Genomic DNA, 20,711 nt, shown 5'->3' with positions numbered 1-20,711 from the left:
CGCCATCAGCCGCGCTTCAGGAACAGGTCCTTGCCGGCGAGCAGCGCGCCGCCGGTGACGAGGGCGCAGGCGAGCGCGGCATTCAGCGTGAACGCCCCGAAGCCGAACAGGATGAGCAGCAGCGTCGACAGCACCGGCGCCGCATAGGCCGAGGCGCCGAGCACCTGGATGTCGCCGCGCTTGACGCCGTAGTCCCAGACGAAGAAGGCGAGGCCGACCGGGAACACCGCGAGCCCCGCGACCATCGTCCACTCGAACGCCCCCGCCGGCCAGACCGTGGTCTCGAACAGCGCGTGCCCGGCGAAGCTCAGCAGCGCGGTGACGAGGCAGAAGCCGGTCACCGCCTCGGTCGGCACCTCCGGCAGCCGGCGCGACAGCACCGAATAGCTCGACCAGGTCAGCGCCGAGGCGATCGCCGCGCCGTAGCCGAGCGCGTGACCGCCCGAGAGGTCGAGCCCGCCGCCCCCCGTGATCAGCAGCCCGGCGCCGATGAAGCCGATCGCGACGCCGGCGACATGGTGCCAGCGCAGCCGCTCGCCGGGCAAAAGCCCGGAGAACAGCACGATCAGCAGCGGCCAGAGGTAGTTGATGAGGTTCGCCTCGACCGGCGGCGCGTTGCGGATCGCCGTGAAATAGAGCGCGTGGAAGCCGAACAGGCCGAAGGTGCCGAGCAGCCAGACATGCGCCGGCTGGCGCAGCGCGCCGAGGCCGCGCCCGGAGATGAGCAGCCAGCCGAGCGCGCCGAGCCCGGAGAGCCCGAAGCACAGCCCGTTGAGCAGGAACGGCGGCACCGCGCCGGTGCCGGCCGCGAACACCCCGAGCAGCGACCACATCAGCACGGCGGTGAGGCCGACCAGCGTGGCGCGGCGGCGGCGGTCGGCCGGCGCGCGGGGCGGCGCGGTGTCCGGAGGCACGGCCTCGGTGGGGAGGGAGGAACGCGGCATGGATCGCTCGCAGGGCTCGCCGCGAACGGCGTCGCGATCGGATCGGGTGGGAACCGCTCGCCTCGCGGCGGCGTTGCCGTCTATAAGCGCAGCTGTTCCCGCCGCGCAATCGGCTTCGGCCGCCCGCCCCGCCACCCGGGGCACCGCCGGCCCCTGCATACTGCGCCGGGCCGCCCTTGGAGAGCCGTCATGACCACCGCCTCGCCGTTGTCCCAGGAAGCCCGTCACCGCATCGAGGAGATCGCCGGCCGCCACGGCTTCTCGGCCGACGCCGCGTCCACCCTGCTCGTCGCCATGCAGGCCGGCGGCGGCCAGATGGCCCAGTTCAGCCACCCCGAATTCGGCGGCATGGGCCAATGGAGCCGCGGCGGCATGCTGATGATCGGCGACATGTTCAACAACGGCCTGCGCAACCGCGTCGGCAGCCTCGCCGACGAACTCGCCGCCGCGCTCGCCGACAACGGCTCGCCGTTCGCCCGATCGCTGGAGAGCGGCGGTCAGGGATCGTCGTTCGGCGCGTTCGCCGGTTCGCCCGGCTGGCCGGCCGACCTCGGCCAGCCATCGTCGAGCGGCAGCCAGAACGGCATGCGCTACGCCGTGTTCCCGGACACCCGCCGCCTCGCCATCGACGACGGCAGCGGCGTGATCGTCTACGACACCGGCGACCACCTGATCGGCGGCGTCTCGCAGCAGCAGGGCTCCGGCCGCGACCTCTCGTTCCAGAGCCAGCACGGCACGGTGCGCGCGAGCGATCTGCGCCGCGTCGACGCCGAGCCCCAGAACTCGTCCCAGAACCCGTCGCAGTATCAGCAGCAGGGCGGGACATCCGACTATCTCGACCGGGACGAAATCCCCGGCGAGACGACCGAGACCTTCGGCGGCGATGCCTGGCAGGATTCGATCTCGAGCCCGCCCGCGGGCGCGGCCGTGATCATCCCGGCCGACGCCCCGAGCCCGACGCCGCGCGTCGCGACGCCCGTCGCCGGCGACCCGCTCGACCTGATCGAACGCCTCGCCGCCCTGCGCGACCGCGGCGTGCTCAGCGACGAGGAATTTGCCGAGAAGAAACGGGAATTGCTGAGCCGGCTCTGATGGATCACGGCACCGGGCGCCGGACTGATATCGTCACGCGGACGCCCCGGCTTTTCCCTCGCCCTTCGAGACAGACGCTTGCGCGGCTTCCTCAGGGTGAGGGGAAAGGTTATGTAGCTGTTTTACCGAGAAAAACGGCGGAAGACGTCGTACTGAAACTCTCGAAGACCTCATCCTGAGGAGGCCCGCAGGGCCGTCTCGAAGGACGAGGTCGGGAACGCCCGACTTCGCCGCCTGCTGAATCGGAGAGCTGTGCGCATCCCGGAGGATGTTGCAGCTCGGCGCGCCCTCGCGCCTCACGGATCGAGCTCGGTGTCCCAGTAGAGGAAGTCGAGCCAGCTGTCGTGCAGGTAGTTCGGCGGGAACAGCCGGCCGTTGTTGTGCAGGTCCTGCACGCTCGGCGAATAGGGCATCTGGAACGGGTTCAGCCCGGATTCCTTCAGCGACTTGTTCGCCTTCTTGAGATTGCACGGCGAGCACGCGGTGATCACGTTCTCCCACGTCGTCTGGCCGCCGCGCGAGCGCGGGATCAGGTGGTCGAAGGTGAGTTCGTCCTTCGAGCCGCAGTACTGGCACTGGAAGCGATCGCGCAGGAACACGTTGAACCGCGTGAAGGCCGGATGGCGCGACGGGCGCACATAGGACTTCAGGCAGACGACGGACGGCAGGCGGAATTCGAACGTCGGGCTGCGCACCGCGACGTCGTATTCGGAGACGATGTTGACGCGGTCGAGGAACACGGCTTTCACGGCGTCCTGCCACGACCACAGCGACAGCGGATAGTAGCTCAGCGGACGGTAGTCCGCGTTGAGAACCAGAGCCGGATGACCGTCCGGCGAGACCGCGATCGTCACCTCTCGCTCCTCTCTACCGCCTCTCCTCGGTCACCCCGAGGATGACGCCCGCATAATGTATAGCGTCTGTGTCAGGTCTGTGAAGCGTGCAGAACTCCATCCTTCGGTTCACCATCCGCCGCAGGCCCGAAGGCGCCCACCCCCTCAAGCTACCGCGATTCGATTTCTTCGCCAGAGGCCCCCGATGAATTTCAGCCGCCTGTTCACCGACCTCGCCAGCCGCATCGCCCACTGGACCGGCAAGCCGTTCACCTTCGCGATCTGCTGCGCGATGGTGCTGGTCTGGATCGTCACCGGCCCGCTGTTCGGCTTTTCCGACACCTGGCAGCTCGTCATCAACACGGGCACCACCATCGTCACCTTCCTGATGGTGTTCCTGATCCAGAACACCCAGAACCGCGACGCCGCCGCCGTGCAGGCAAAGCTCGACGAATTGATCCGCGCGACAGCAGAGGCCCGCAACCTCTTCATCGGCATCGAGCATCTGACCGACGACGAGCTCGAGAAGATCCGCAAGCGCATCGAGGACGACGCGGCCGAACTCGACACCGAGCTGAACGCGCTCGGCGAAGCCGACTATCCGCGCCGCGCCTTCGAGCGGCTGATCGCGCTGAAGTAACGCCGATCCGTCGGCGCTATTCGCGGTTCGACACCCAGCGCAGCAGCTTGACGAAGCTGCGCGACGGCACGAGGCGCTTCAGCACCCAGAGCAGCTTGGTCGGGAAGGTGACGCTGTAATAGGGCTTCGGATCCGGGCTCTCGCAGGCGTGGATCAGGCAGGCGACCACGGCTTCCGGCTGCAGCTTCCATTTGTTCTCGCCGCCCATCTGCATCTTGGCGAGCCGCTTTTCGTAGGCCGCCCGGTGCGGCGACGACGGGATGTCGATGTTCTGGCGGAACATCTTCATGCTGGTCTCGACGAAGCGGGTGGCGATCGGCCCCGGCCGGATCGACGAGACGTGGATGCCGGCGCCGCGCACCTCGAGCCGCAGCGTATCGGTCAGCCCCTCCACCGCGTGCTTCGAGGCTATGTAGGCGCCGCGGTACTTCAGCGCGATGAAGCCGAGGATCGACGAGCACTGCACGATCCGCCCGCCGCCGCGCGCCCGCATCGCCGGCAGCACGCGGCAGGTGAGGTCGTGCCAGCCGAACACGTTGACCTCGAACTGCGCCTTCAGCGCCGCGGTGGGGAGATCCTCCACCGCGCCCGGCTGGCCATAGGCGCCGTTGTTGAAGAGCGCATCGATCCGCCCGCCGGTGGCGGCGAGCACCGTTTCTGCGCAGGCGGCGATCGAGGCCGGGTCGGCATAGTCGAGGTGCACCGGCTCGACGCCGGGCAGCAGCGCCAGTTTCGCCCGGTCCTCCTCCGTCCGCGCCGTCGCGAACACCCGCCAGCCGCGCGCCGCCATGTCGCGCGCGGCGGCAAAGCCGATGCCCGAGGAGGCCCCGGTGATGAGGATGACGCGGCGGTCGGGGGTGGCGGTCATGGGGTTCCCGGGATTGGAAGGGTCAGGACAAGGCGAAGCGATCATGCACCATCCCTCCCCCTTGTGGGGAGGGTGGCGAGCGCAGCGAGCCGGGAGGGGTTACGGCCTCTCGGCAAATCGAGGCGACGCCGTCACCCCTCCCGACCCGGCTTCGCCGGGCCACCCTCCCCACGAGGGGGAGGGATCCTTGCCGGCCGGCGCCTATCACATGAACGCGCCCCGGAGATCCACCGTGCCGCGGCGGCCGACGTCCTTGAAATGCCGGTCGAGAAAACTCTCCGCCGCCGTCCGGCCGATCTCCTTCAGCTCCTCGAAGAAGTGGAACGAGGTGTCGAGCTTGGTCGAAGCATTGAACGCCCCCATCGCCTCGGCGCCCTCGATCCGGTGCACGAAGTGCTCGTGGTAGCGGGTGCGGTCGAGGCGGTCCTCGGCGATCAGCCGGTTGACGAAGTCGATGGCGCGCAGTTCGCGCAGCAGCGAGGCATTGAAGGTGATCTCGTTGACCCGCTCGACGATTCCCTGCGCCTCGCGCGGCACCTCGCGCCGTTCGATGGGGTTGATCTGGACGAGCAGGATGTCCGGCGTCTTCGTCATGCCGAAGAACGGAAACAGCGCCGGGTTGCCCATGTAGCCGCCGTCCCAGTAGTGCTCGCCGTCCACCTCTACCGCCTGGAACAGGAACGGCAGGCAGGCCGAGGCCATCACCGCCTCGGGCGTCAGCTCGGCGTTGGTGAACACCTTGATCTTGCCGGTCGCGACATTGGTCGCCGAGATGAACAGCTTCAGCTTGCGGCAGCTGCGTACCTTGTCGAAATCGACCTGCTCGGCGACGAGGTCGCGCAGCGGGTTGATGTTGAGCGGGTTGAGGTCGTAGGGGCTGGCGACGCGCGAAAGGAGATCGAAGAACGGGAAGCGCGGCACGTCGAACGGCATCCGCCAGGCCCCGAACCAGCTTTCGATCAGCGAGGTGCGCGGCCCGGCGATGCGCCCCTCGAGGCTGACGCTGCGCCAGAAGCGATCGAGCGCCGCGCGGGCGCCGTCGAGCCCGCCGGCCTCGAGCCCGGCTGCGAGCACCACCGCGTTCATCGCGCCGGCGCTGGTGCCGGAGATCGCCTCGAAGCCGATGCGCCCGTCCTCGAGCAGCCGGTCGAGCACGCCCCAGGTGAAGGCGCCGTGCGCGCCGCCACCCTGCAGGGCGAGGTTGACGGGCTTGACGCGGCTCATGAGCTTCATGTCGCGCGCTCCCGCCGGGGCGGCGTCGCGGCCCGCCCCCTCGACCTTCGCCCCCTCGCTCATGCCGCCGTCCAGCCGCCGTCGACGGAGAGCACCGCGCCGGTGATCGAGCGGGCGCTGTCGGAGGCGAGATAGAGCGCGAGGTCGGCGATCTCTTCGACGGTGACGAACTCCTTGGTCGGCTGCGCGGCGAGGATCACCTCGCGCTTCACCTGTTCCTCGGTCATGCCGCGCGCCTTGGCGGTGTCGGGGATCTGCTTCTCGACCAGCGGCGTCCAGACGTAGCCCGGCGCGATCGCGTTCACCGTGATGCCGGCGGTGGCGACTTCCAGCGCCACCGTCTTGGTGAAGCCGGCGATGCCGTGCTTCGCCGCGACATAGGCCGACTTGAACGGCGAAGCGACGAGGGCGTGCGCCGAGGCGGTGTTGATGATCCGGCCCCACTTCTGCGCCTTCATGAACGGGATCGCGGCGCGCGTCGCGTGGAAGGCGGCGGAGAGGTTGATCGCGATGATCGCGTCCCACTTCTCGACCGGGAAATCCTCGACCGGCGAGACGAACTGGATGCCGGCATTGTTGACGAGGATGTCGAGCCGGCCGAAGGCGGCGTGCGCCTCGGCGATCATCGCGGCGATCTCGGCGCCTTTCGACATGTCGGCCGCCGAATAGAGCACCGTGACGCCGGTGTCGGCGGCGAGCTTCGCCCGCGTCGCCTCGATCGCGGCGGCGTCGCCGAAGCCGTTCAGCATCACGTCGGCCCCGGCCTTGGCGAAGGCGGTGGCGACGGCGAGGCCGATGCCGGAGGTGGATCCGGTGACGACGGCGGCTTTTCCCTTGAGCATGGCGAGGCTCCTCATCTGGCGCATTGCGCGTGACCGTCCGTGTGGATCTGCGGGCGGGTGGGACGCCGTCGGAGGCCGCGGCCGGAGATCCGGCCCCAGAAGGGCTGGCAAGGCGGTGCGGCGAGGCGTCGCCGTTTGGTGTGCACTGCGGTAAATGCGCGCTCAAGCGAAAAAGATCGAGGGGGTCGTCCTCACATCGTCGCGATCCGACCGGCTCCGGCTGCGGCCCGCTTCGACACGAACCGACCGCCCGAGCCTTCCTTCCGCCCGCCCGCGCCGCTATATCAGGGGCCACTGCGGCGATGGAACAGACGGCGTGCCCGAGCCTCACGACCATACCCACGACCACGACCACAGCCGCTGCCGCCATTCGGCGATGGCGCGGGTGGAGCAGACCTGCGCGACGCGCGGGCTGAAGATGACGGCACCGCGCCGCGACGTGCTCGACGTGCTGCTCGCCGACCATGTGCCGATGAGCGCCTACGAGATCATCGACCGCATGGCGGTGCGCGGCCGCCGGCCGAGCCCGATCTCGGTCTATCGTGCGCTCGACTTTTTGATCGGCAACGGCTTCGCCCATCGCATCGAGAGCCGCAACGCCTTCCTCGCCTGCTCGCACGAGCACGGCCCCGGCGACCCGGCCGTGGTGTTCCTGCTCTGCGAGAGCTGCAACGTCGCCGAAGAAGCCGAGCCGGCCGAGTTGCTCGCCATCATCGAGCACATCGCCGCCGGCACCGGCTTTCTGCCGAGCTCCGCCGTGCTCGAACTCCGCGGCCGCTGCCGGCGCTGCCGCGAGGCGGAGGGCGATGCCGCCACGCCCGCCGCCCAGACCGCCGGTTGAGCCCGGCATGACGCCCCGCCCCGTCCGGCTCGGCCGGTTCCAGACCCGTCCCGATCAGCCCCGTTCCGCGAGCACGCTGCGATGACCATCTCCACCGCGCCCCTGCCCCGCCGCCGCGCCGTCGCGGTCAAGGTCGGCGGCGTCACCGTCGGCGGCGACGCGCCGGTCGTCGTCCAGTCGATGACCAACACCGATACCGCCGACATCGACGCCACCGTGCGCCAGGTCGCCGACCTCGCCCGCGCCGGCTCCGAACTCGTGCGCATCACCGTCGACCGCGACGAATCGGCCGCCGCCGTGCCGAAGATCCGCGAGCGGCTCGACCGGCTCGGCCTCGACGTGCCCCTCATCGGCGACTTCCACTACATCGGCCACAAGCTGCTCGCCGATCACCCGGCCTGCGCCGAGGCGCTCGCAAAATACCGCATCAACCCCGGCAACGTGGGCTTCAAGGCGAAGCGCGACCTGCAGTTCGGCGCGATCATCGAGACCGCGATCCGCAACGACCGCCCGGTGCGCATCGGCGTCAACTGGGGCTCGCTCGACCAGGAGCTCCTCACCCACCTGATGGACGAGAACCAGGCCGCCGGCTTTCCGCAGACGGCGGCCGAGGTGATGCGCGAGGCGATCGTGCGCTCGGCGCTGCTCTCGGCGGAACGCGCCGAGGAGATCGGGCTGCCGCGCTCGAAGATCATCCTCTCGGCCAAGGTCAGCGCCGTGCAGGAGCTGATCGCCGTCTATGCCGAGCTCGCCCGCCGCTCCGACCACGCCCTGCACCTCGGCCTCACCGAGGCGGGCATGGGCACCAAGGGCATCGTCGCCTCGTCGGCGGCAATGGGCATCCTGCTGCAGCAGGGCATCGGCGACACCGTCCGCGTCTCGCTGACGCCCGAGCCCGGCGGCGACCGCACCCGCGAGGTGCAGGTGGCGCAGGAACTCCTGCAGGTGATGGGCTTCCGCGCCTTCCTGCCGGTGGTCGCGGCCTGCCCCGGCTGCGGCCGGACGACCTCGACCGTGTTCCAGGAGCTCGCCCGCAAGATCCAGGACCAGATCCGCGACGAGATGCCGGTCTGGCGCACGCGCTATCCGGGCGTCGAGGCGCTGAAAGTCGCGGTGATGGGCTGCATCGTCAACGGCCCGGGCGAATCGAAGCACGCCGACATCGGCATCTCGCTGCCCGGCACCGGCGAAACCCCGTCCGCCCCCGTCTACATCGACGGCGAAAAGGCGGTGACGTTGCGCGGCCCGGCGATCGCCGAGGATTTTCGCGCGCTGGTGCTCGACTACATCGAGAAGCGGTTCGGCACGGCCGGCGGGCGCGACGCGGCGGAGTGAGGCTCGGGCCGTGCCGTGGGCCGGCCCCCTCCCTGTCCCTCCCCCGCTTCGCAGGAGAGGGGACGCAGGAGGTTAGAGCGCCGTCTCCGTTGACGCTTCGAGTCGGCGAAACCGCTGTCGTGCGAAAAACCCATCGCCCATCGTCCCCTCTCCTGCGCAGCGGGGGAGGGACAGGGAGGGGGGAGGCCGCACGGCACACACCCTCAGAGCAACCCCGCCCCGATGTTCACCATCAGCGCCAAGATCGTGGTGTTGAAGAAGAACGCCAGCACGCCGTGCACCAGCACGATGCGGCGCATGCGCCGGGTGGTGGTGGCGATGTCGGCGGTCTGGGCGGTGGCGCCGACCACCACGGAAAAATACAGGAAATCGAGATAGTCCGGCGCATCGCCGCCGGGAAAGTCGAGCCCGCCGGCCTCGGTCGCCGGCGCCTGGCCGCCCACGTCGGACGCCCCGTCCCGCTCCGGCGCGGCCGCGTAGTACTCGTGCGCATAGTGCACGGCGAACACCGTGTGCACGAAGCCCCAGGCGGCGAGGATGGTGGTGACCGCCAGCGCGAAGTGCCAGCCGACCACGCCCGAGGCCGAGCCGCCGGCGAGCAGGGCGACGATCGCCGCGATGCTGGCGAGCGTCGCCCCGACGCCGAACAGCAGCAGCGCCACCGCGCCCTCGTCCTCGGCCGCGGCGCGGCGGCGGATGCCAGCGACGTCGGTGGCGAGGAAGAGCTGCACCACCAGCCCGAGATAGGCGGCGACGCCGAGGTTCCAGCCGAGCAGCGCGCCCTCGATGGCGGAGAGCGGCGTCATCGCCGGCAATCCCGCCCCCGCGACGAGCCCGATCGCCACCGCGGCGAGCAGCCGCCGCCGGCGCCGGAAGCCGAGCACGCCGATCAGCAGGCTGCGGGGAAACGCCATCGGACCATCAACTCCGCACCCGGACGCCGCCGCATCAGCTCGGCCGCGCGGCGATGAAGCGGGCGATCGCCACCAGCGCGTCGGCGCGCTCGCCGAACGGCTGCAGCACCGCCTCGGCCTCGGCGACGAGATCGTCGAGCCGTCGCCGCGCCGCCTCGACGCCGTGCAGCGCGACGAGGGTCGCCTTGCCGCGGCCGGCGTCCTTGCCCGTCGCCTTGCCGACGGTGGCGGCATCGGCCGTCGCATCGAGCAGGTCGTCGGCGAGCTGGAAGGCGAGGCCGACGAGATCGCCGTAGCGGGCGAGCCACGCGGCGTCCGCCCCGCTCGCCCGGCCGAGCATCGCGCCGGCATCGACGGCAAAGCGCAGCAGCGCCCCGGTCTTCATCGCCTGCAGGCTGCGCACCTCGGCCTCGCCCATCGGCGCCGCCGGGGCATCGAAGCGCCCCTCGGCGGCGAGGTCCAGCATCTGGCCGCCGACCATGCCCCCCATGCCCGCCGCCCGCGCCAGCCGCGTGACCAGCCGGATGCGGATCGCCGCATCCGGCTCGCCGGCCGGGTCGGCGAGGAGGTCGAAGGCGAGGGTGAGCAGCGCGTCGCCGGCGAGGATCGCCGTCGCCTCGTCGAAGGCGCGGTGCACCGTCGGCTGGCCGCGGCGGATGTCGTCGTCGTCCATCGCCGGCAGGTCGTCGTGGACAAGGGAATAGCAGTGCACGCATTCGAGCGCCGCCGCGGCCAGCAGGATATCGCCGTGGCCGTCGTCGATGTCGCGGCCGAACAGCCGCGCCGTCTCGACGACGAGCGCCGGCCGGAGCCGCTTGCCGCCGCCGAGCACACCGTGCCGCATCGCCGCCAGCAGCCGCGCCGGGCGCGCCGTCTCGCCGGCGAGCGGGGCAGCCCCGAGCGCCGCCGCCAGCCGCTGAACGGCCGCTTCGGCGGTCGCCGCCAGCCGCCCTCCGAGTTCGTCCTCAGTCATCCGTAGCCCGCCGCGCCGACATCCTTGCCGCCGGCCCGATGCCGGGCCGTCCCGGCCGCCTGCTTAGCCGATGCCGGCGGCCGAATCCATGCCGGCGCGCCGGGGGCGGACGAGGGCTGCGAGGGTCCGGCGGGCGGACGGTGCGGCGGCCGGCCTTGTCTCGCCGCCCGCCCGGAGGCTACAGAGGAAGGCGACGACGCACCGGGCGGGCGATGATGCAGGACGACAGCCTCGACGACCGGATCGAACCACGCTTCGATCCCCCCCGCCGCCGGCCGCTGCGCCGCCTGTGGCGGCTGGCGCTGTTCTTCGTCGCGGCGCTCGTCGCCCTGCCGCTGGTGCTGGTGCCGGTCTATGCCGTGGCGCCGCCGGTCTCGACGCTGATGCTGCGCGACGCGGTGCGCCTCGGCGGCTACGAGCGCGACTGGGTCGGCATCGAGGCGATCTCGCCCTATCTGGTGCGCGCCGTGATCATGGGCGAGGACGGCCGCTTCTGCCAGCACGGCGGCGTCGACTGGCAGGCGCTGTCGCTGGTGCTGGAGGCCGAGGGCGGCCCGTCGCGCGGCGCCAGCACCATCTCGATGCAGACGGTGAAGAACCTCTTCCTGTGGTCGTCGCGCTCCTATGTCCGCAAGGCGCTGGAGATCCCGATCGCCACCTACGCCGACCTCGTCTGGACCAAGCGGCGCACCGTGGAGATCTATCTCAACGTCGCCGAATGGGGCCCGGGCCTGTTCGGTGCCGAGGCGGCGGCGCAGCATTATTTCGGCAAGCCGGCGGCGGATCTCGGCCGCCGCGAGGCGTCGCTGCTCGCCGCGGCGCTGCCGAACCCGATCGCCCGCAACCCGGCGAAGCCCTCGCGCGGCCACGCCAACTATGCCCGCATCATCGAGCAGCGCGAGCGCCAGTCGGGCGCCTATGTCGGCTGCGTGCTCGACCCCTGAGCCGTCCCCGGAACCGGGCGTCGCCGGGACCCGGCGGCGCGGCGCGGCGATTTTTCGGGCCGCCGCTCTGGTCAAAGCCGCCCGATCTCTGTATAAGCCGCCAAATTCCGGTGCCGGGAACTCCCCGTGGCGCCCGCAGTCTCATGACGCTGCGCGGCATCACGGCGGGCGCGGCGCCAAGTGGACGATCTGGAGTACTCCCCATGGCTGTGCCGAAACGAAAGACCTCGCCGTCGAAGCGCGGCATGCGCCGCTCGGCGGACGCGCTCAAGGCCCCGACCTACGTCGAAGACAAGACCTCCGGCGAACTGCGCCGCCCGCACCATGTCGACCTGAAGACCGGCATGTACCGTGGCCGCCAGATCCTGGAGCCGAAGGAAACCGTCTGACGGGATCCTTCGCCCGCCACCGGCGGGCGTGCTGCCTCGAACGACCGGCGCCGACGCGCCATCCGAAAGCCGCCCTCCGGGGCGGCTTTTTCATGTCCGGTGTCCGGGAGGGATCTCGTCCCCGCGCGTGGATGGGTGCCGAGCGGCAGCCATGTGCCCCAGCGGGCAAGATTTCGTCGGAGGTGAGAACGAGCCGGCCCGCTCAGACGCTGCGACGCAGCAGGAAGCCGGGCTCGATGCGGGTCGCGAGGCGCTCGGTGGCGCCATAGGCGGCGCTGGCGCGGGTGCCGACCAGGCCGGTGCTGCGCTGGCGGCGGCGCTCGCCGGCGAGCGGGCCGCCCTCACGGTCGACGATGAGCTGGGTCAGGAACGGCGCCGCGGCGGCAAAGCGCGGCCCGAAATCGGTCCCGGCCCGGTCGGCGGCGGGCTCGACCAGTGCGAGCGCCCGGCTCGCCGGACGATCCTCGCGCGGCTGGTCGTCGGCGACCGAGCCGTCGGCGTCGGCGGGCGCGACACGGCCGGTCGGGCGGAGCGCGGCGCTGCGCCCGATCCCCATCCGTCCCGCCCCGCCTGCACGGCCGATGCCGTCGATCATGACCAGTCTCTCCTCGGGCGGCCGCCCGTCCCGTTTCGGGACAGGAATGCGGCCGGGTCTCGGTGTGGGACAGCCGCAGCGACGCTGCGGGTCCTCCTGCGCTCAACCCAGCAAGCGGCGGGCCGCCCGCATGAATTGGTTAACAAAACCTTAACAGACAAGCCCTGCGTGCGTCAAAGCAGCCTTCGCGCTTCCTTAACCGGGATAGCGTAGGTTTTGATCCTCGGCCGGGGATCGTTCACTCCCGCGTCCTCGCCGGCTCCGGCGTCGGCGCCGCGGCCAGAACTGGGTGCGGACGGAATGCAGGCGGCGCACGCGATCATGGCGGCAAGATCACGTTCGGAGGCGAGGCCCATGGGCGAGGAGACCGCAATCACGGCGGCACTCTCCAGCGACGCGGCCGCCGAGCTGATGTGCGCGGCGGGCTTTGCCGCATTCCGCTGGGAGATCGGCTCGGACCGCCTGGCGCTCGGCCCCGGCGCCGCCGCCCTGCTGAAACTGCAGCCGATCGACCTGCCGGGCACCGGCCGCGCCCTGCGCCGGCTGATGACGGCCGAAACGCTCGCCGCCCGCGGCATGGCCTTCCCGCTGCCGGCGCTCGACGGCGACCTCGGGCCGGTGCGGCGCTACCGCTCGGGTTTCGCGATCCGCCCCGACGTCGCCGGCACGGATCTGCCGGTCTGGATCGAGGACGCCGGCACCTGGGAGCTCGACGCCACCGGCCAGCCGCTCGGCGTCACCGGCGTGCTGCGCCGGGTCGAGGACCTCGGCGGCTCGGGCGTCGCACCCGACCACATCGGCACCATCGACCCGCTCACCGGCACGCTGTCGCGCACCTCGCTGCTCGCGGCGCTCGGCACCACCATCGACCGCTACGTTCGCGACCAGCGCGGCTCCGGCGCGTTTCTCTCGATCGCCATCGACGATCTCGCCGGCATCAACCTCAATTTCGGCTACGACGTCGCCGACCGCATCATCATGACGGTGGCGCAGCGGATTCGCCGCGACATGCGCCAGGTCGACCTGCTCGGCCGCCTGTCGGGCCACAAGTTCGGCGCCCTGCTGCACGAGTGCGACGAGGCGGCGCTCGCCGTCGCCGCCGCGCGCTTCCGCGAGGCGGTGGAGAGCGTGGTGGTCGCGACGCCGCAGACCAACCTCAACGTCAGCATCTCGATCGGCGGCGTCGTGTTCCCGCGCCACGCCCGCGACGTGGAGCAGGCCCTGACCCGCGCCGAGGAGGCGCTGGGCATGGCCAAGCAGCGCGGCCGCGGCGGCTTCGAATTCTACCAGCCCTCGCCCGAGCGCGACGCGCTGCGCCGGCGCAATTTCGACCTCGCCGCAGCCATCACCTCGGGTCTCGCCGGCAACCGCTTCGTGCTCGCCTATCAGCCGATCGTCGAGGCGGGCAGCGGCCGGCTGATCCACTACGAGGCGCTGTGCCGCCTGGTGCGCGAGGACGGCTCCGTCGTCTCCGCCGGCCCGCTGATCGCCGCCGCCGAGCGCATCGGCATGATGCGGCGCATCGACGTCCGCGTGCTCGACCTCGCCCTCGCCGACCTCGCCGCCGAAAGCGACCTGAAGCTCTCCGTCAACGTTTCGGTGGAAAGCGCCCGCGAGCCGGCCTGGATCGAGCGCCTGCTCGCCGCCGTCACCGCCGATCGCTCGATTCCCGGCCGCCTCACCATCGAGATCACCGAGACGGCGGCGATGCGCAACGTCGCCGAGATGGCGGCGCTGACCGGCATGCTGCGCGACCTCGGCTGCCACATCGCCATCGACGACTTCGGCGCCGGCTACACGTCGTTCGTGCTGCTCCGCGACATCGAGGTCGACTGGGTCAAGATCGACGGCTCCTACATCGCGGACATCGCCGAGGATCCCGACAGCGCGATCTTCGTGCGCGCGCTGGTGACGCTCGCCGACCATTTCGGCATCCGCTCGGTGGCGGAATGGGTGAAGGACGACGTCTCGGCGCAGATCCTGCGCGGCATCGGCGTCGATGCCTTCCAGGGCCGCTTTGCCGGCGACCCGATGCTGCGCATCACCCCGGCGGTCCGCGCCGCCCTCGGCACGACCGAGATCCGCGCCGCCGACAGCGGCAGCACCGGCTATCCGCCCTTCGTCGGGCTGCTCGAAGGGCCGATCGTCGCGACCCAGACCGGCTTCCCCGCCCGCACCCGGCGCGCCAAAGCCAAGCGCTCCAGCCGCAAGGCGTTCACCGAAGGCAGCTGACGGCGCGAGCCTGTCCGTCGCCCGCGACCGGGCTCCGGTCGCGGGGCACCCGGCGGCGAGCTCTCAGTTGGCGCGGTCGGGCGCGAGCTGGTCGAGGCGGCGCTGCATCGCCTCGAGCTGCTGCTTCAGCGCGTCGATGTCGGTGTCGCGGGCGGGCTTCGCCGGAGCTGCGGTGTCGCCGCGGGCGTCGGCCGGATCGACCACGCCGGACGGGCCGAACGGCATGAACATCCGCACCGCCCGCTCGAAGATCTCCGCATTGCGCCGGACCTGCTCTTCCATCGTCTCGATGGTCGTGCCGCCGAAGGCCTGCGTCATCTGATGGCGGAACTTCTCCTGCTCGCGCGTCAGCGAGGCGATCGACTGCTCGAGATAGCTCGGCACCAGCTGCTGCATGCTGTCGCCGTAGAAGCGGATCAGCTGGCGCAGGAAGGTGACGGGGAGCAGGTTCTGCCCCTTGCCTTCCTGCTCGAAGATGATCTGGGTCAATACGGACCGGGTGATCTCGTCGCCGGATTTCGCGTCGAACACGACGAAATCCTCGCCGCCCTTCACCATCGACGCGAGGTCCTCGAGCGTGACGTAGGTGCTGGTGCCGGTGTTGTAGAGGCGCCGGTTCGCGTATTTCTTGATGACCGTCGGTTCGTCGTTCTTCGCCATCGGATGGGCCTCCCTCGCCCTTCGCACCGCAGCGGTGATCGCGGACCGATGCGGCGATGCCGTCCGGCCCTTGCGCCAGCCCCACCGGCCACCGGCGAACCCGCTGTCTTGGCAACAGAGTAAGGGCTTTTCGCAGCCGCGGCCAAGCGCTTTTTGCTGCGCAGCACGGCCGCAGCATGACACGGGCGGCACACGCCGGCACCCCGCGGTGCAGCGAGGCACGGGCGAGGTATGGGCGAGGCCTATGCGGGGTTTTGCGCACCCCGGCCCGGCGGGCACCCCGCCGCCGCATCCGCCGGCGCGACCCCCGGCCGCAACCCCCCTAAGTCGACCCGCCCTGCGGTTGACAGACCCGAAGCGAAGCGCCTCTAGTGCGGCGAACGACGGCCGCGCGAGATCGCCGGCCGCATGCCGGCTCGCAGCGGACCGGCGCCATCGATCGGCCGCAAGTGCCGCAACCGGGAGCCATTCCATGTCCGACATCGTCATCGTCTCAGCCAAGCGTACCGCCGTCGGGTCGTTCGGCGGCGCGTTCGGGGGCACCTCCGCGCACGAGCTCGGCGCCGCCGTCATCCGCGACCTCCTCGCCGCCAGCGGCGTCGAGGCGGGCGAGGTCGACGAGGTGATCCTCGGCCAGGTGCTCACCGCCGGCCAGGGCCAGAACCCGGCCCGCCAGGCCTCCATCGCCGCCGGCCTGCCGATCGGCACCACCGCCTGGGGCCTCAACCAGGTCTGCGGCTCGGGCCTGCGCGCCGTCGCCCTCGGCATGCAGCAGATCGCCTCCGGCGACGCCGCCATCGTGGTCGCCGGCGGCCAGGAGAGCATGTCGCTGTCGCCGCACTGCCAGCACCTGCGCAACGGCGTCAAGATGGGCGACTACGCGATGGTCGACACCATGATCAAGGATGGCCTCTGGGACGCCTTCAACGGCTACCACATGGGCATCACCGCCGAGAACGTCGCCAAGGAGTTCCAGATCAGCCGCGAGGACCAGGACGCCTTCGCGGTCGGCTCGCAGAACAAGGCCGAGGCGGCGCAGAAGGCCGGCAAGTTCAAGGACGAGATCACGCCCTTCACCGTGAAGGGCCGCAAGGGTGACACCGTCGTCGAGAACGACGAGTACATCCGCCACGGCGCCACCCTCGACAGCGTCACCAAGGTGCGCCCGGCCTTCACCAAGGACGGCACCGTGACCGCCGCCAACGCCTCCGGCCTCAACGACGGCGCCGCCGCGGTGCTGCTGATGTCGGCCGCCGAGGCCGAGAAGCGCGGCCTGACCCCGATCGCCCGCGTCGCCTCCTGGGCGACCGCCGGCGTCGACCCGGCCGTGATGGGCACCGGCCCGATCCCGGCCTCGAAGCGCGCGCTGGAAAAGGCCGGCTGGGCGATCGGCGACCTCGACCTCGTCGAGGCCAACGAGGCCTTCGCGGCGCAGGCCTGCGCCGTCAACAAGAGCCTCGGCTGGAACCCCGACATCGTCAACGTCAACGGCGGCGCCATCGCCATCGGCCACCCGATCGGCGCCTCGGGCTGCCGCGTCCTCGTGACGCTGCTGCACGAGATGACGCGCCGCGACGCCAAGAAGGGCCTCGCCACCCTGTGCATCGGCGGCGGCATGGGCGTCGCCCTCACCGTCGAGCGCTGAAACACGCGCGCCGAGGCCGGCACCGCCGGCCTCGGCGCGATCTGCGACCCGTCGTCCCGCTTTCGTCGCCGGGACGACAGGTCGCGGCGCCCCGGGCCGCCGGGCAGATAAGAAGAATGCGGCACCGCGCCGGAGGGCGGCGCGACATCCAGCTAGGGGAGAACACCATGGGCATTGCAGTCGTCACCGGCGGCACGCGCGGCATCGGCGCGGCCATCTCGATCGGCCTCAAGAACGCCGGCCACACCGTGGCCGCCACCTTCGCCGGCAACGTCGAGAAGGCGGAGGCCTTCAAGGCCGAGACCGGCATCGCCGTCTACCAGTGGGACGTCGCCGACGCCGCGGCCTGCGCCGCCGGCCTCGCCAAGGTCGAGGCCGAACTCGGCCCGGTCGACATCCTCGTCAACAACGCCGGCATCACCCGCGACGCGATGTTCCACAAGCTGTCGTTCGACGCGTGGAAGGCCGTGATCTCGACGAACCTCGATTCGATGTTCACGATGACGAAGCCGGTGATCGAGGGCATGCGCGCCCGCAGCTTCGGCCGCATCGTCAACATCTCGTCGATCAACGGCCAGAAGGGCCAGATGGGCCAGACCAACTATTCGGCCGCCAAGGCCGGCGTGATCGGCTTCACCAAGGCGCTCGCCCAGGAAAGCGCCTTCAAGGGCATCACCGTCAACTGCATCTGCCCGGGCTACATCGACACCGACATGGTCTCGGCGGTGCCGGAAGACGTGCTGAAGGGCATCATCAAGGGCATCCCGGTCGGCCGCCTCGGCAAGGCCGAGGAGATCGCCGCCCTCACCGTCTACCTCGCCTCCGAATCGGCCGGCTTCATGACCGGCGCGGTGCTGACGATCAACGGCGGCCAGTACATCGCCAACGGCTGACGGTTTTCCGGCCAACGATCTGCCGACGCGGCCCGCCTCGACCCCGAGGCGGGCCGTGCTGCGTTTTGAGGTCGCCGCACCCGGCTTTCCGCCCACCGGGGGGAGTCCTGCGGCTGGGCATCACCGCCCTCCCGTCCCCACGGCTGTCTCGAAGGGCGAGGGAAAAGCCGGGGCGCTGGCGGCTCGCGGCCGTGTCCAGCTTCGTCAAGCATCGCAATTTGTCAACGACTCCAATTACTTGGGCCGGGTTTGAAACAGCTGAACCGGACAGCCGTGTCCCGTCCCCGGCCGCCCCGTCCAAGACTCCGTCTTGACTCTCTCCGGCGACGGAGTCTTTCTAGAACAAATCATGAACTGGTGAGTAGAGACCCGTGCAGGACATCCTGACCCGGCTCCGGCGGAGCCTTGCCCATATCGAGAGCGACCAGCTCGGCCCGCCGGCCGTCGCCCGCTTCGGCTTCGGCCATGCGGCGCTGGACGCGGCCGTCGGCGGCGGACTGCCGCGGGCCGCCTTGCACGAGGTGTTCGCGCACGAGGCCGGCGACGGCGCCGCCGCGGCCGGCTTCGGCCTCGCCATGGCGCTCTGCATGGCGCGGGCGGCGGAACCCGAGGACGGGCGGGGGCTGGCGGCGGGCGGCGCGGCGCGCCCGGCCCGCGCGGCGGCGCCCGGCCGCACCACCGTCTGGGTGCAGCAGGCGATGGCCGGGCGCGAGCACGGCGCACTCTATCCGCCCGGGCTCGCCGCCTTCGGCGCCGACCCGGAGCGGCTGGTGCTGGTCGCGGTGCGCGATGCGACCGGGGCGTTGCGCGCGGCGCACGAGGCGCTGCGCTGCGCCGCGCTCGCCGCCGTCGTGCTCGAGCTCTGGGGCCCGGCGCGGGCGCTCGACCTCACCGCCTCGCGCCGCCTCGCCGCGGCGGCGGCGAAATCCGGCGTCGGCTGCGTGCTGGTGCGCAGCGGCGCGGCGCCCGAGCCGAGCGCCGGGCTCAGCCGCTGGGGCGTCGCCGCCGGCCCGTCCATCCGCCTCGGCGCCAACGCGCCGGGCCGCCCGGCCTTCGAGATCGAACTGCAGAGGCACCGGGCCGGCTTTCCGCCCGGCCGCTTCAGCCTGGAGTGGGACCATGACGAGCTTGTTTTCCGCCAGCCGGCGCTACCTCGCCCTGTGGTTTCCCTTCCTCTCCACCGACCGGCTGCGGCGCCGCGGCGGCATGCCGGCTGACCGGCCGCTGCTGCTGCTCGCCAAGCAGCGCGGCGCCCTGCGCGTCGTCCATGCCGACGGCGTCGCCCGCGGCCTGGGTCTCGCGCCGGGCCTGAGCCTTGCCGACGCCCGCGCCCGCGTGCCGGACCTCGTCGTCGCCGACGACGACCCCGCCGCCGACGCGGCGCTGCTCGGTCGCCTCGCCGACTGGTGCGACCGCTTCACGCCGCTGGTCGGCCGCGACGGCGCCGACGGGCTGATGCTCGACGTCACCGGCTGTGCCGCGCTGTTCGGCGGCGAGGCCGCCATGAGCCGCGACGTCGCCGCCCGCCTCGCCCGCGCCGGCCTCACCGCCCGCGTCGCCGTCGCCGGCACCGCCGATGCCGCCCGGGCGGTGGCGCGCTTCGGCCCCGGCGGCCCGGATGGCGGCGTGGTCGCGCCGGGGGGCGAGGCCGCGGCGGTGCGCCCGCTGCCCATCGCCGCCCTCGGCCTCGACGCCGACCGCGTCACCGCGCTCGCCCGCGCCGGGCTGCGCAGCATCGCCGACCTCGCCGACCGGCCGCGCGCCCCGCTCGTCGCCCGCTTCGGCGCCGATCTCGCAAGCCGCCTCGCCCGCACCCTCGGCGAGGCCGAGCACCCGATCTCGCCGCAGCGCCCGGTGGCCGCCCTGATGGCCGAGCGCGGCTTTCCCGAACCCGTCGCGCTGATGGACGACGTGCTCGCCAGCCTCGCGAGCCTCGCCCGCCGCCTCGCCGAGCGGCTCGAGGAGGACGGCCTCGGCGGCCGCAGCTTCGAGGCGAGCCTATTTCGCGCCGATGGCGCCGTGCACCGCGTCGCCGTCGCCACCAGCCGGCCGCTGCGCGACCCCGCCGCCGTGATGCGCCTGTTCGCCGACCGGCTCGGCAGCCTCGCCGACCCGCTCGACCCGGGCTTCGGCTTCGACATGATCCGCCTCGCCGCCCTCGCCGTGGAGCCGCTGGACCCGGCGCAGCAGGCCTTCGGCGGCGCCAGCGGCGAGGCCGAGGCGGTGGCCGACCTCGTCGACCGCCTCGGCGCCCGCTTCGGCCCGGACCGCGTGCTGCGCTTCGGCGCCGCCGGCAGCCACGTGCCCGAGCGCGCCTACCGCGCCGTGCCGGCGCTCGCGGCCGGTGCCCCGCATCGGCAGGCGCCGGGCGGCTGGCCGCAGTTGCCCCCCGGCGAGCCGCCGCTGCGCCCCTTGCGCCTGCTCGATCCGCCCGAGCCGGTGGAGGCGATGGCGGAGGTGCCGGACGGCCCGCCGATCCGCTTCCGCTGGCGCCGGCTGATCCACGACGTCGTCGCCGCCGAAGGTCCGGAACGGATCGCCGCCGAATGGTGGCTGGTGCCGGCGGGCGACGAGGGCGAGAGCGGCGGCATCGAGAGCGCCGGCGCCGGCCCGGCCCGCGACTATTTCCGCGTCGAGGACCGCGGCGGCCGCCGCTTCTGGCTGTTCCGCGAGGGGCTCTACGGCGCGGCGCCGCTGCGCGCCGCCCGGCCCGGCCGCGGCAGTGACGCGGAGCAACTGCCGGGCCTCGTCGCCGCCGAGACCCGGCCGCGCTGGTTCGTGCACGGCCTCTTCGCCTGATCCTGAACTTCGGCCGACCTTTCGCCTGCCCGCAACCGT

Annotated in this window: 20 protein-coding genes; 11 read left to right on the top strand and 9 right to left on the bottom strand. The window is 71.8% G+C overall.

The genetic code is table 11. The features are described 5' to 3' along the window. Positions 1 to 5: 5 nt before the first annotated feature. Complete coding sequence (yddG, locus tag I5731_RS09420; RefSeq protein WP_197311086.1) at positions 6 to 944, bottom strand: aromatic amino acid exporter YddG; 939 nt, start codon at positions 942 to 944, stop codon at positions 6 to 8. Positions 945 to 1,133: 189 nt separating this feature from the next. On the opposite strand from yddG, the gene I5731_RS09415 reads away from it, so the two are divergent. Further along, positions 1,134 to 2,036 carry an SHOCT domain-containing protein gene (locus I5731_RS09415; RefSeq protein ID WP_197311085.1) on the top strand — a complete coding sequence of 301 codons (903 nt, stop codon included), beginning with the start codon at positions 1,134 to 1,136 and terminating at the stop codon, positions 2,034 to 2,036. Between the two features lie 296 nt (positions 2,037 to 2,332). Here the strand turns inward: I5731_RS09415 and I5731_RS09410 are convergent, their stop codons facing one another. Further along, complete coding sequence (locus tag I5731_RS09410) at positions 2,333 to 2,890, bottom strand: HNH endonuclease (protein ID WP_197311084.1); 558 nt, start codon at positions 2,888 to 2,890, stop codon at positions 2,333 to 2,335. Between the two features lie 184 nt (positions 2,891 to 3,074). On the opposite strand from I5731_RS09410, the gene I5731_RS09405 reads away from it, so the two are divergent. After that, positions 3,075 to 3,509, top strand: a complete 435-nt coding sequence (locus I5731_RS09405; protein WP_197311083.1) for a low affinity iron permease family protein — start codon at positions 3,075 to 3,077, stop codon at positions 3,507 to 3,509. Between the two features lie 16 nt (positions 3,510 to 3,525). On the opposite strand, the gene I5731_RS09400 is transcribed toward I5731_RS09405, so the two are convergent. From I5731_RS09400 to I5731_RS09390, 3 genes are all read right to left on the bottom strand, one after another. Beyond that, positions 3,526 to 4,377 (bottom strand): SDR family oxidoreductase, encoded by an 852-nt coding sequence (locus I5731_RS09400; RefSeq protein ID WP_197311082.1) that lies wholly within the window; start codon positions 4,375 to 4,377, stop codon positions 3,526 to 3,528. 204 nt (positions 4,378 to 4,581) lie between these two features. Next, positions 4,582 to 5,673, bottom strand: coding sequence for a patatin-like phospholipase family protein (locus I5731_RS09395; protein WP_235981650.1), 1,092 nt, complete (start codon positions 5,671 to 5,673; stop codon positions 4,582 to 4,584). Then, positions 5,670 to 6,452, bottom strand: a complete 783-nt coding sequence (locus tag I5731_RS09390; RefSeq protein WP_197311081.1) for a 3-hydroxybutyrate dehydrogenase — start codon at positions 6,450 to 6,452, stop codon at positions 5,670 to 5,672. The genes I5731_RS09395 and I5731_RS09390 overlap by 4 nt, the downstream gene beginning before the upstream one ends. Positions 6,453 to 6,768: 316 nt before the next feature. On the opposite strand from I5731_RS09390, the gene I5731_RS09385 reads away from it, so the two are divergent. Together I5731_RS09385 and ispG are read left to right on the top strand one after the other, a co-directional pair. Continuing rightward, a complete protein-coding gene (locus tag I5731_RS09385; protein ID WP_328838498.1) occupies positions 6,769 to 7,293 on the top strand; it encodes a Fur family transcriptional regulator in 525 nt (174 codons plus the stop codon). Positions 7,294 to 7,374: 81 nt separating this feature from the next. Beyond that, complete coding sequence (gene ispG / locus I5731_RS09380; RefSeq protein WP_197311080.1) at positions 7,375 to 8,628, top strand: flavodoxin-dependent (E)-4-hydroxy-3-methylbut-2-enyl-diphosphate synthase; 1,254 nt, start codon at positions 7,375 to 7,377, stop codon at positions 8,626 to 8,628. A 203-nt stretch (positions 8,629 to 8,831) separates the two neighbouring features. Here ispG and I5731_RS09375 read toward each other — a convergent pair whose 3' ends face one another. Next, positions 8,832 to 9,542 carry a DUF1345 domain-containing protein gene (locus I5731_RS09375; RefSeq protein ID WP_197311079.1) on the bottom strand — a complete coding sequence of 237 codons (711 nt, stop codon included), beginning with the start codon at positions 9,540 to 9,542 and terminating at the stop codon, positions 8,832 to 8,834. Positions 9,543 to 9,576: 34 nt separating this feature from the next. Further along, positions 9,577 to 10,515, bottom strand: coding sequence for a polyprenyl synthetase family protein (locus I5731_RS09370; RefSeq protein ID WP_197311078.1), 939 nt, complete (start codon positions 10,513 to 10,515; stop codon positions 9,577 to 9,579). Positions 10,516 to 10,730: 215 nt separating this feature from the next. Between I5731_RS09370 and mtgA the strand changes: the two genes are divergently transcribed. After that, a complete protein-coding gene (gene mtgA / locus I5731_RS09365; protein WP_197311077.1) occupies positions 10,731 to 11,459 on the top strand; it encodes a monofunctional biosynthetic peptidoglycan transglycosylase in 729 nt (242 codons plus the stop codon). A 203-nt stretch (positions 11,460 to 11,662) separates the two neighbouring features. Further along, complete coding sequence (gene rpmF / locus I5731_RS09360) at positions 11,663 to 11,848, top strand: 50S ribosomal protein L32 (RefSeq protein ID WP_126539967.1); 186 nt, start codon at positions 11,663 to 11,665, stop codon at positions 11,846 to 11,848. A 202-nt stretch (positions 11,849 to 12,050) separates the two neighbouring features. Here the strand turns inward: rpmF and I5731_RS09355 are convergent, their stop codons facing one another. After that, positions 12,051 to 12,443 (bottom strand): hypothetical protein, encoded by a 393-nt coding sequence (locus I5731_RS09355; RefSeq protein ID WP_197311076.1) that lies wholly within the window; start codon positions 12,441 to 12,443, stop codon positions 12,051 to 12,053. 354 nt (positions 12,444 to 12,797) lie between these two features. Here I5731_RS09355 and I5731_RS09350 point away from each other — a divergent pair, with 354 nt between their 5' ends. After that, a complete protein-coding gene (locus tag I5731_RS09350; protein ID WP_197311075.1) occupies positions 12,798 to 14,675 on the top strand; it encodes a bifunctional diguanylate cyclase/phosphodiesterase in 1,878 nt (625 codons plus the stop codon). Between the two features lie 63 nt (positions 14,676 to 14,738). Here the strand turns inward: I5731_RS09350 and phaR are convergent, their stop codons facing one another. After that, positions 14,739 to 15,335 carry a polyhydroxyalkanoate synthesis repressor PhaR gene (gene phaR / locus I5731_RS09345; RefSeq protein WP_197311074.1) on the bottom strand — a complete coding sequence of 199 codons (597 nt, stop codon included), beginning with the start codon at positions 15,333 to 15,335 and terminating at the stop codon, positions 14,739 to 14,741. A 472-nt stretch (positions 15,336 to 15,807) separates the two neighbouring features. Between phaR and I5731_RS09340 the strand changes: the two genes are divergently transcribed. The 4 genes from I5731_RS09340 (at position 15,808) to I5731_RS09325 (ending at position 20,672) form a co-directional block, all read left to right on the top strand. Continuing rightward, positions 15,808 to 16,980 (top strand): acetyl-CoA C-acetyltransferase, encoded by a 1,173-nt coding sequence (locus I5731_RS09340; RefSeq protein ID WP_197311073.1) that lies wholly within the window; start codon positions 15,808 to 15,810, stop codon positions 16,978 to 16,980. Positions 16,981 to 17,147: 167 nt separating this feature from the next. Beyond that, complete coding sequence (phbB, locus tag I5731_RS09335) at positions 17,148 to 17,873, top strand: acetoacetyl-CoA reductase (RefSeq protein WP_197311072.1); 726 nt, start codon at positions 17,148 to 17,150, stop codon at positions 17,871 to 17,873. A 371-nt stretch (positions 17,874 to 18,244) separates the two neighbouring features. Next, a complete protein-coding gene (locus I5731_RS09330) occupies positions 18,245 to 19,090 on the top strand; it encodes an ImuA family protein (protein WP_197311071.1) in 846 nt (281 codons plus the stop codon). Next, a complete protein-coding gene (locus I5731_RS09325) occupies positions 18,993 to 20,672 on the top strand; it encodes a Y-family DNA polymerase (RefSeq protein WP_235981649.1) in 1,680 nt (559 codons plus the stop codon). The genes I5731_RS09330 and I5731_RS09325 overlap by 98 nt, the downstream gene beginning before the upstream one ends. Positions 20,673 to 20,711 lie beyond the last annotated feature (39 nt).

Origin of the sequence: Methylobrevis albus, from assembly GCF_015904235.1 — a bacterium.
Classification (GTDB): domain Bacteria; phylum Pseudomonadota; class Alphaproteobacteria; order Rhizobiales; family Pleomorphomonadaceae; genus Methylobrevis_A; species Methylobrevis_A albus.
The sequence above is the reverse complement of the archived record's forward strand: the minus strand, read 5'-3'. Positions and strand labels throughout refer to the sequence as shown.

Coding starts and splice junctions, on each gene's coding strand:
- I5731_RS09340 (WP_197311073.1), top strand. CDS start 15,808: ATGTCCGACATCGTCATCGTCTCAGCCAAGCGTACCGCCGTCGGGTCG.
- mtgA (WP_197311077.1), top strand. CDS start 10,731: ATGCAGGACGACAGCCTCGACGACCGGATCGAACCACGCTTCGATCCC.
- phbB (WP_197311072.1), top strand. CDS start 17,148: ATGGGCATTGCAGTCGTCACCGGCGGCACGCGCGGCATCGGCGCGGCC.
- I5731_RS09350 (WP_197311075.1), top strand. CDS start 12,798: ATGGGCGAGGAGACCGCAATCACGGCGGCACTCTCCAGCGACGCGGCC.
- I5731_RS09375 (WP_197311079.1), bottom strand. CDS start 9,542: ATGGCGTTTCCCCGCAGCCTGCTGATCGGCGTGCTCGGCTTCCGGCGC.
- I5731_RS09325 (WP_235981649.1), top strand. CDS start 18,993: ATGACGAGCTTGTTTTCCGCCAGCCGGCGCTACCTCGCCCTGTGGTTT.
- I5731_RS09415 (WP_197311085.1), top strand. CDS start 1,134: ATGACCACCGCCTCGCCGTTGTCCCAGGAAGCCCGTCACCGCATCGAG.
- yddG (WP_197311086.1), bottom strand. CDS start 944: ATGCCGCGTTCCTCCCTCCCCACCGAGGCCGTGCCTCCGGACACCGCG.
- I5731_RS09400 (WP_197311082.1), bottom strand. CDS start 4,377: ATGACCGCCACCCCCGACCGCCGCGTCATCCTCATCACCGGGGCCTCC.
- I5731_RS09405 (WP_197311083.1), top strand. CDS start 3,075: ATGAATTTCAGCCGCCTGTTCACCGACCTCGCCAGCCGCATCGCCCAC.
- rpmF (WP_126539967.1), top strand. CDS start 11,663: ATGGCTGTGCCGAAACGAAAGACCTCGCCGTCGAAGCGCGGCATGCGC.
- I5731_RS09370 (WP_197311078.1), bottom strand. CDS start 10,515: ATGACTGAGGACGAACTCGGAGGGCGGCTGGCGGCGACCGCCGAAGCG.
- I5731_RS09355 (WP_197311076.1), bottom strand. CDS start 12,443: ATGATCGACGGCATCGGCCGTGCAGGCGGGGCGGGACGGATGGGGATC.
- ispG (WP_197311080.1), top strand. CDS start 7,375: ATGACCATCTCCACCGCGCCCCTGCCCCGCCGCCGCGCCGTCGCGGTC.
- phaR (WP_197311074.1), bottom strand. CDS start 15,335: ATGGCGAAGAACGACGAACCGACGGTCATCAAGAAATACGCGAACCGG.
- I5731_RS09390 (WP_197311081.1), bottom strand. CDS start 6,452: ATGCTCAAGGGAAAAGCCGCCGTCGTCACCGGATCCACCTCCGGCATC.
- I5731_RS09395 (WP_235981650.1), bottom strand. CDS start 5,673: ATGAGCGAGGGGGCGAAGGTCGAGGGGGCGGGCCGCGACGCCGCCCCG.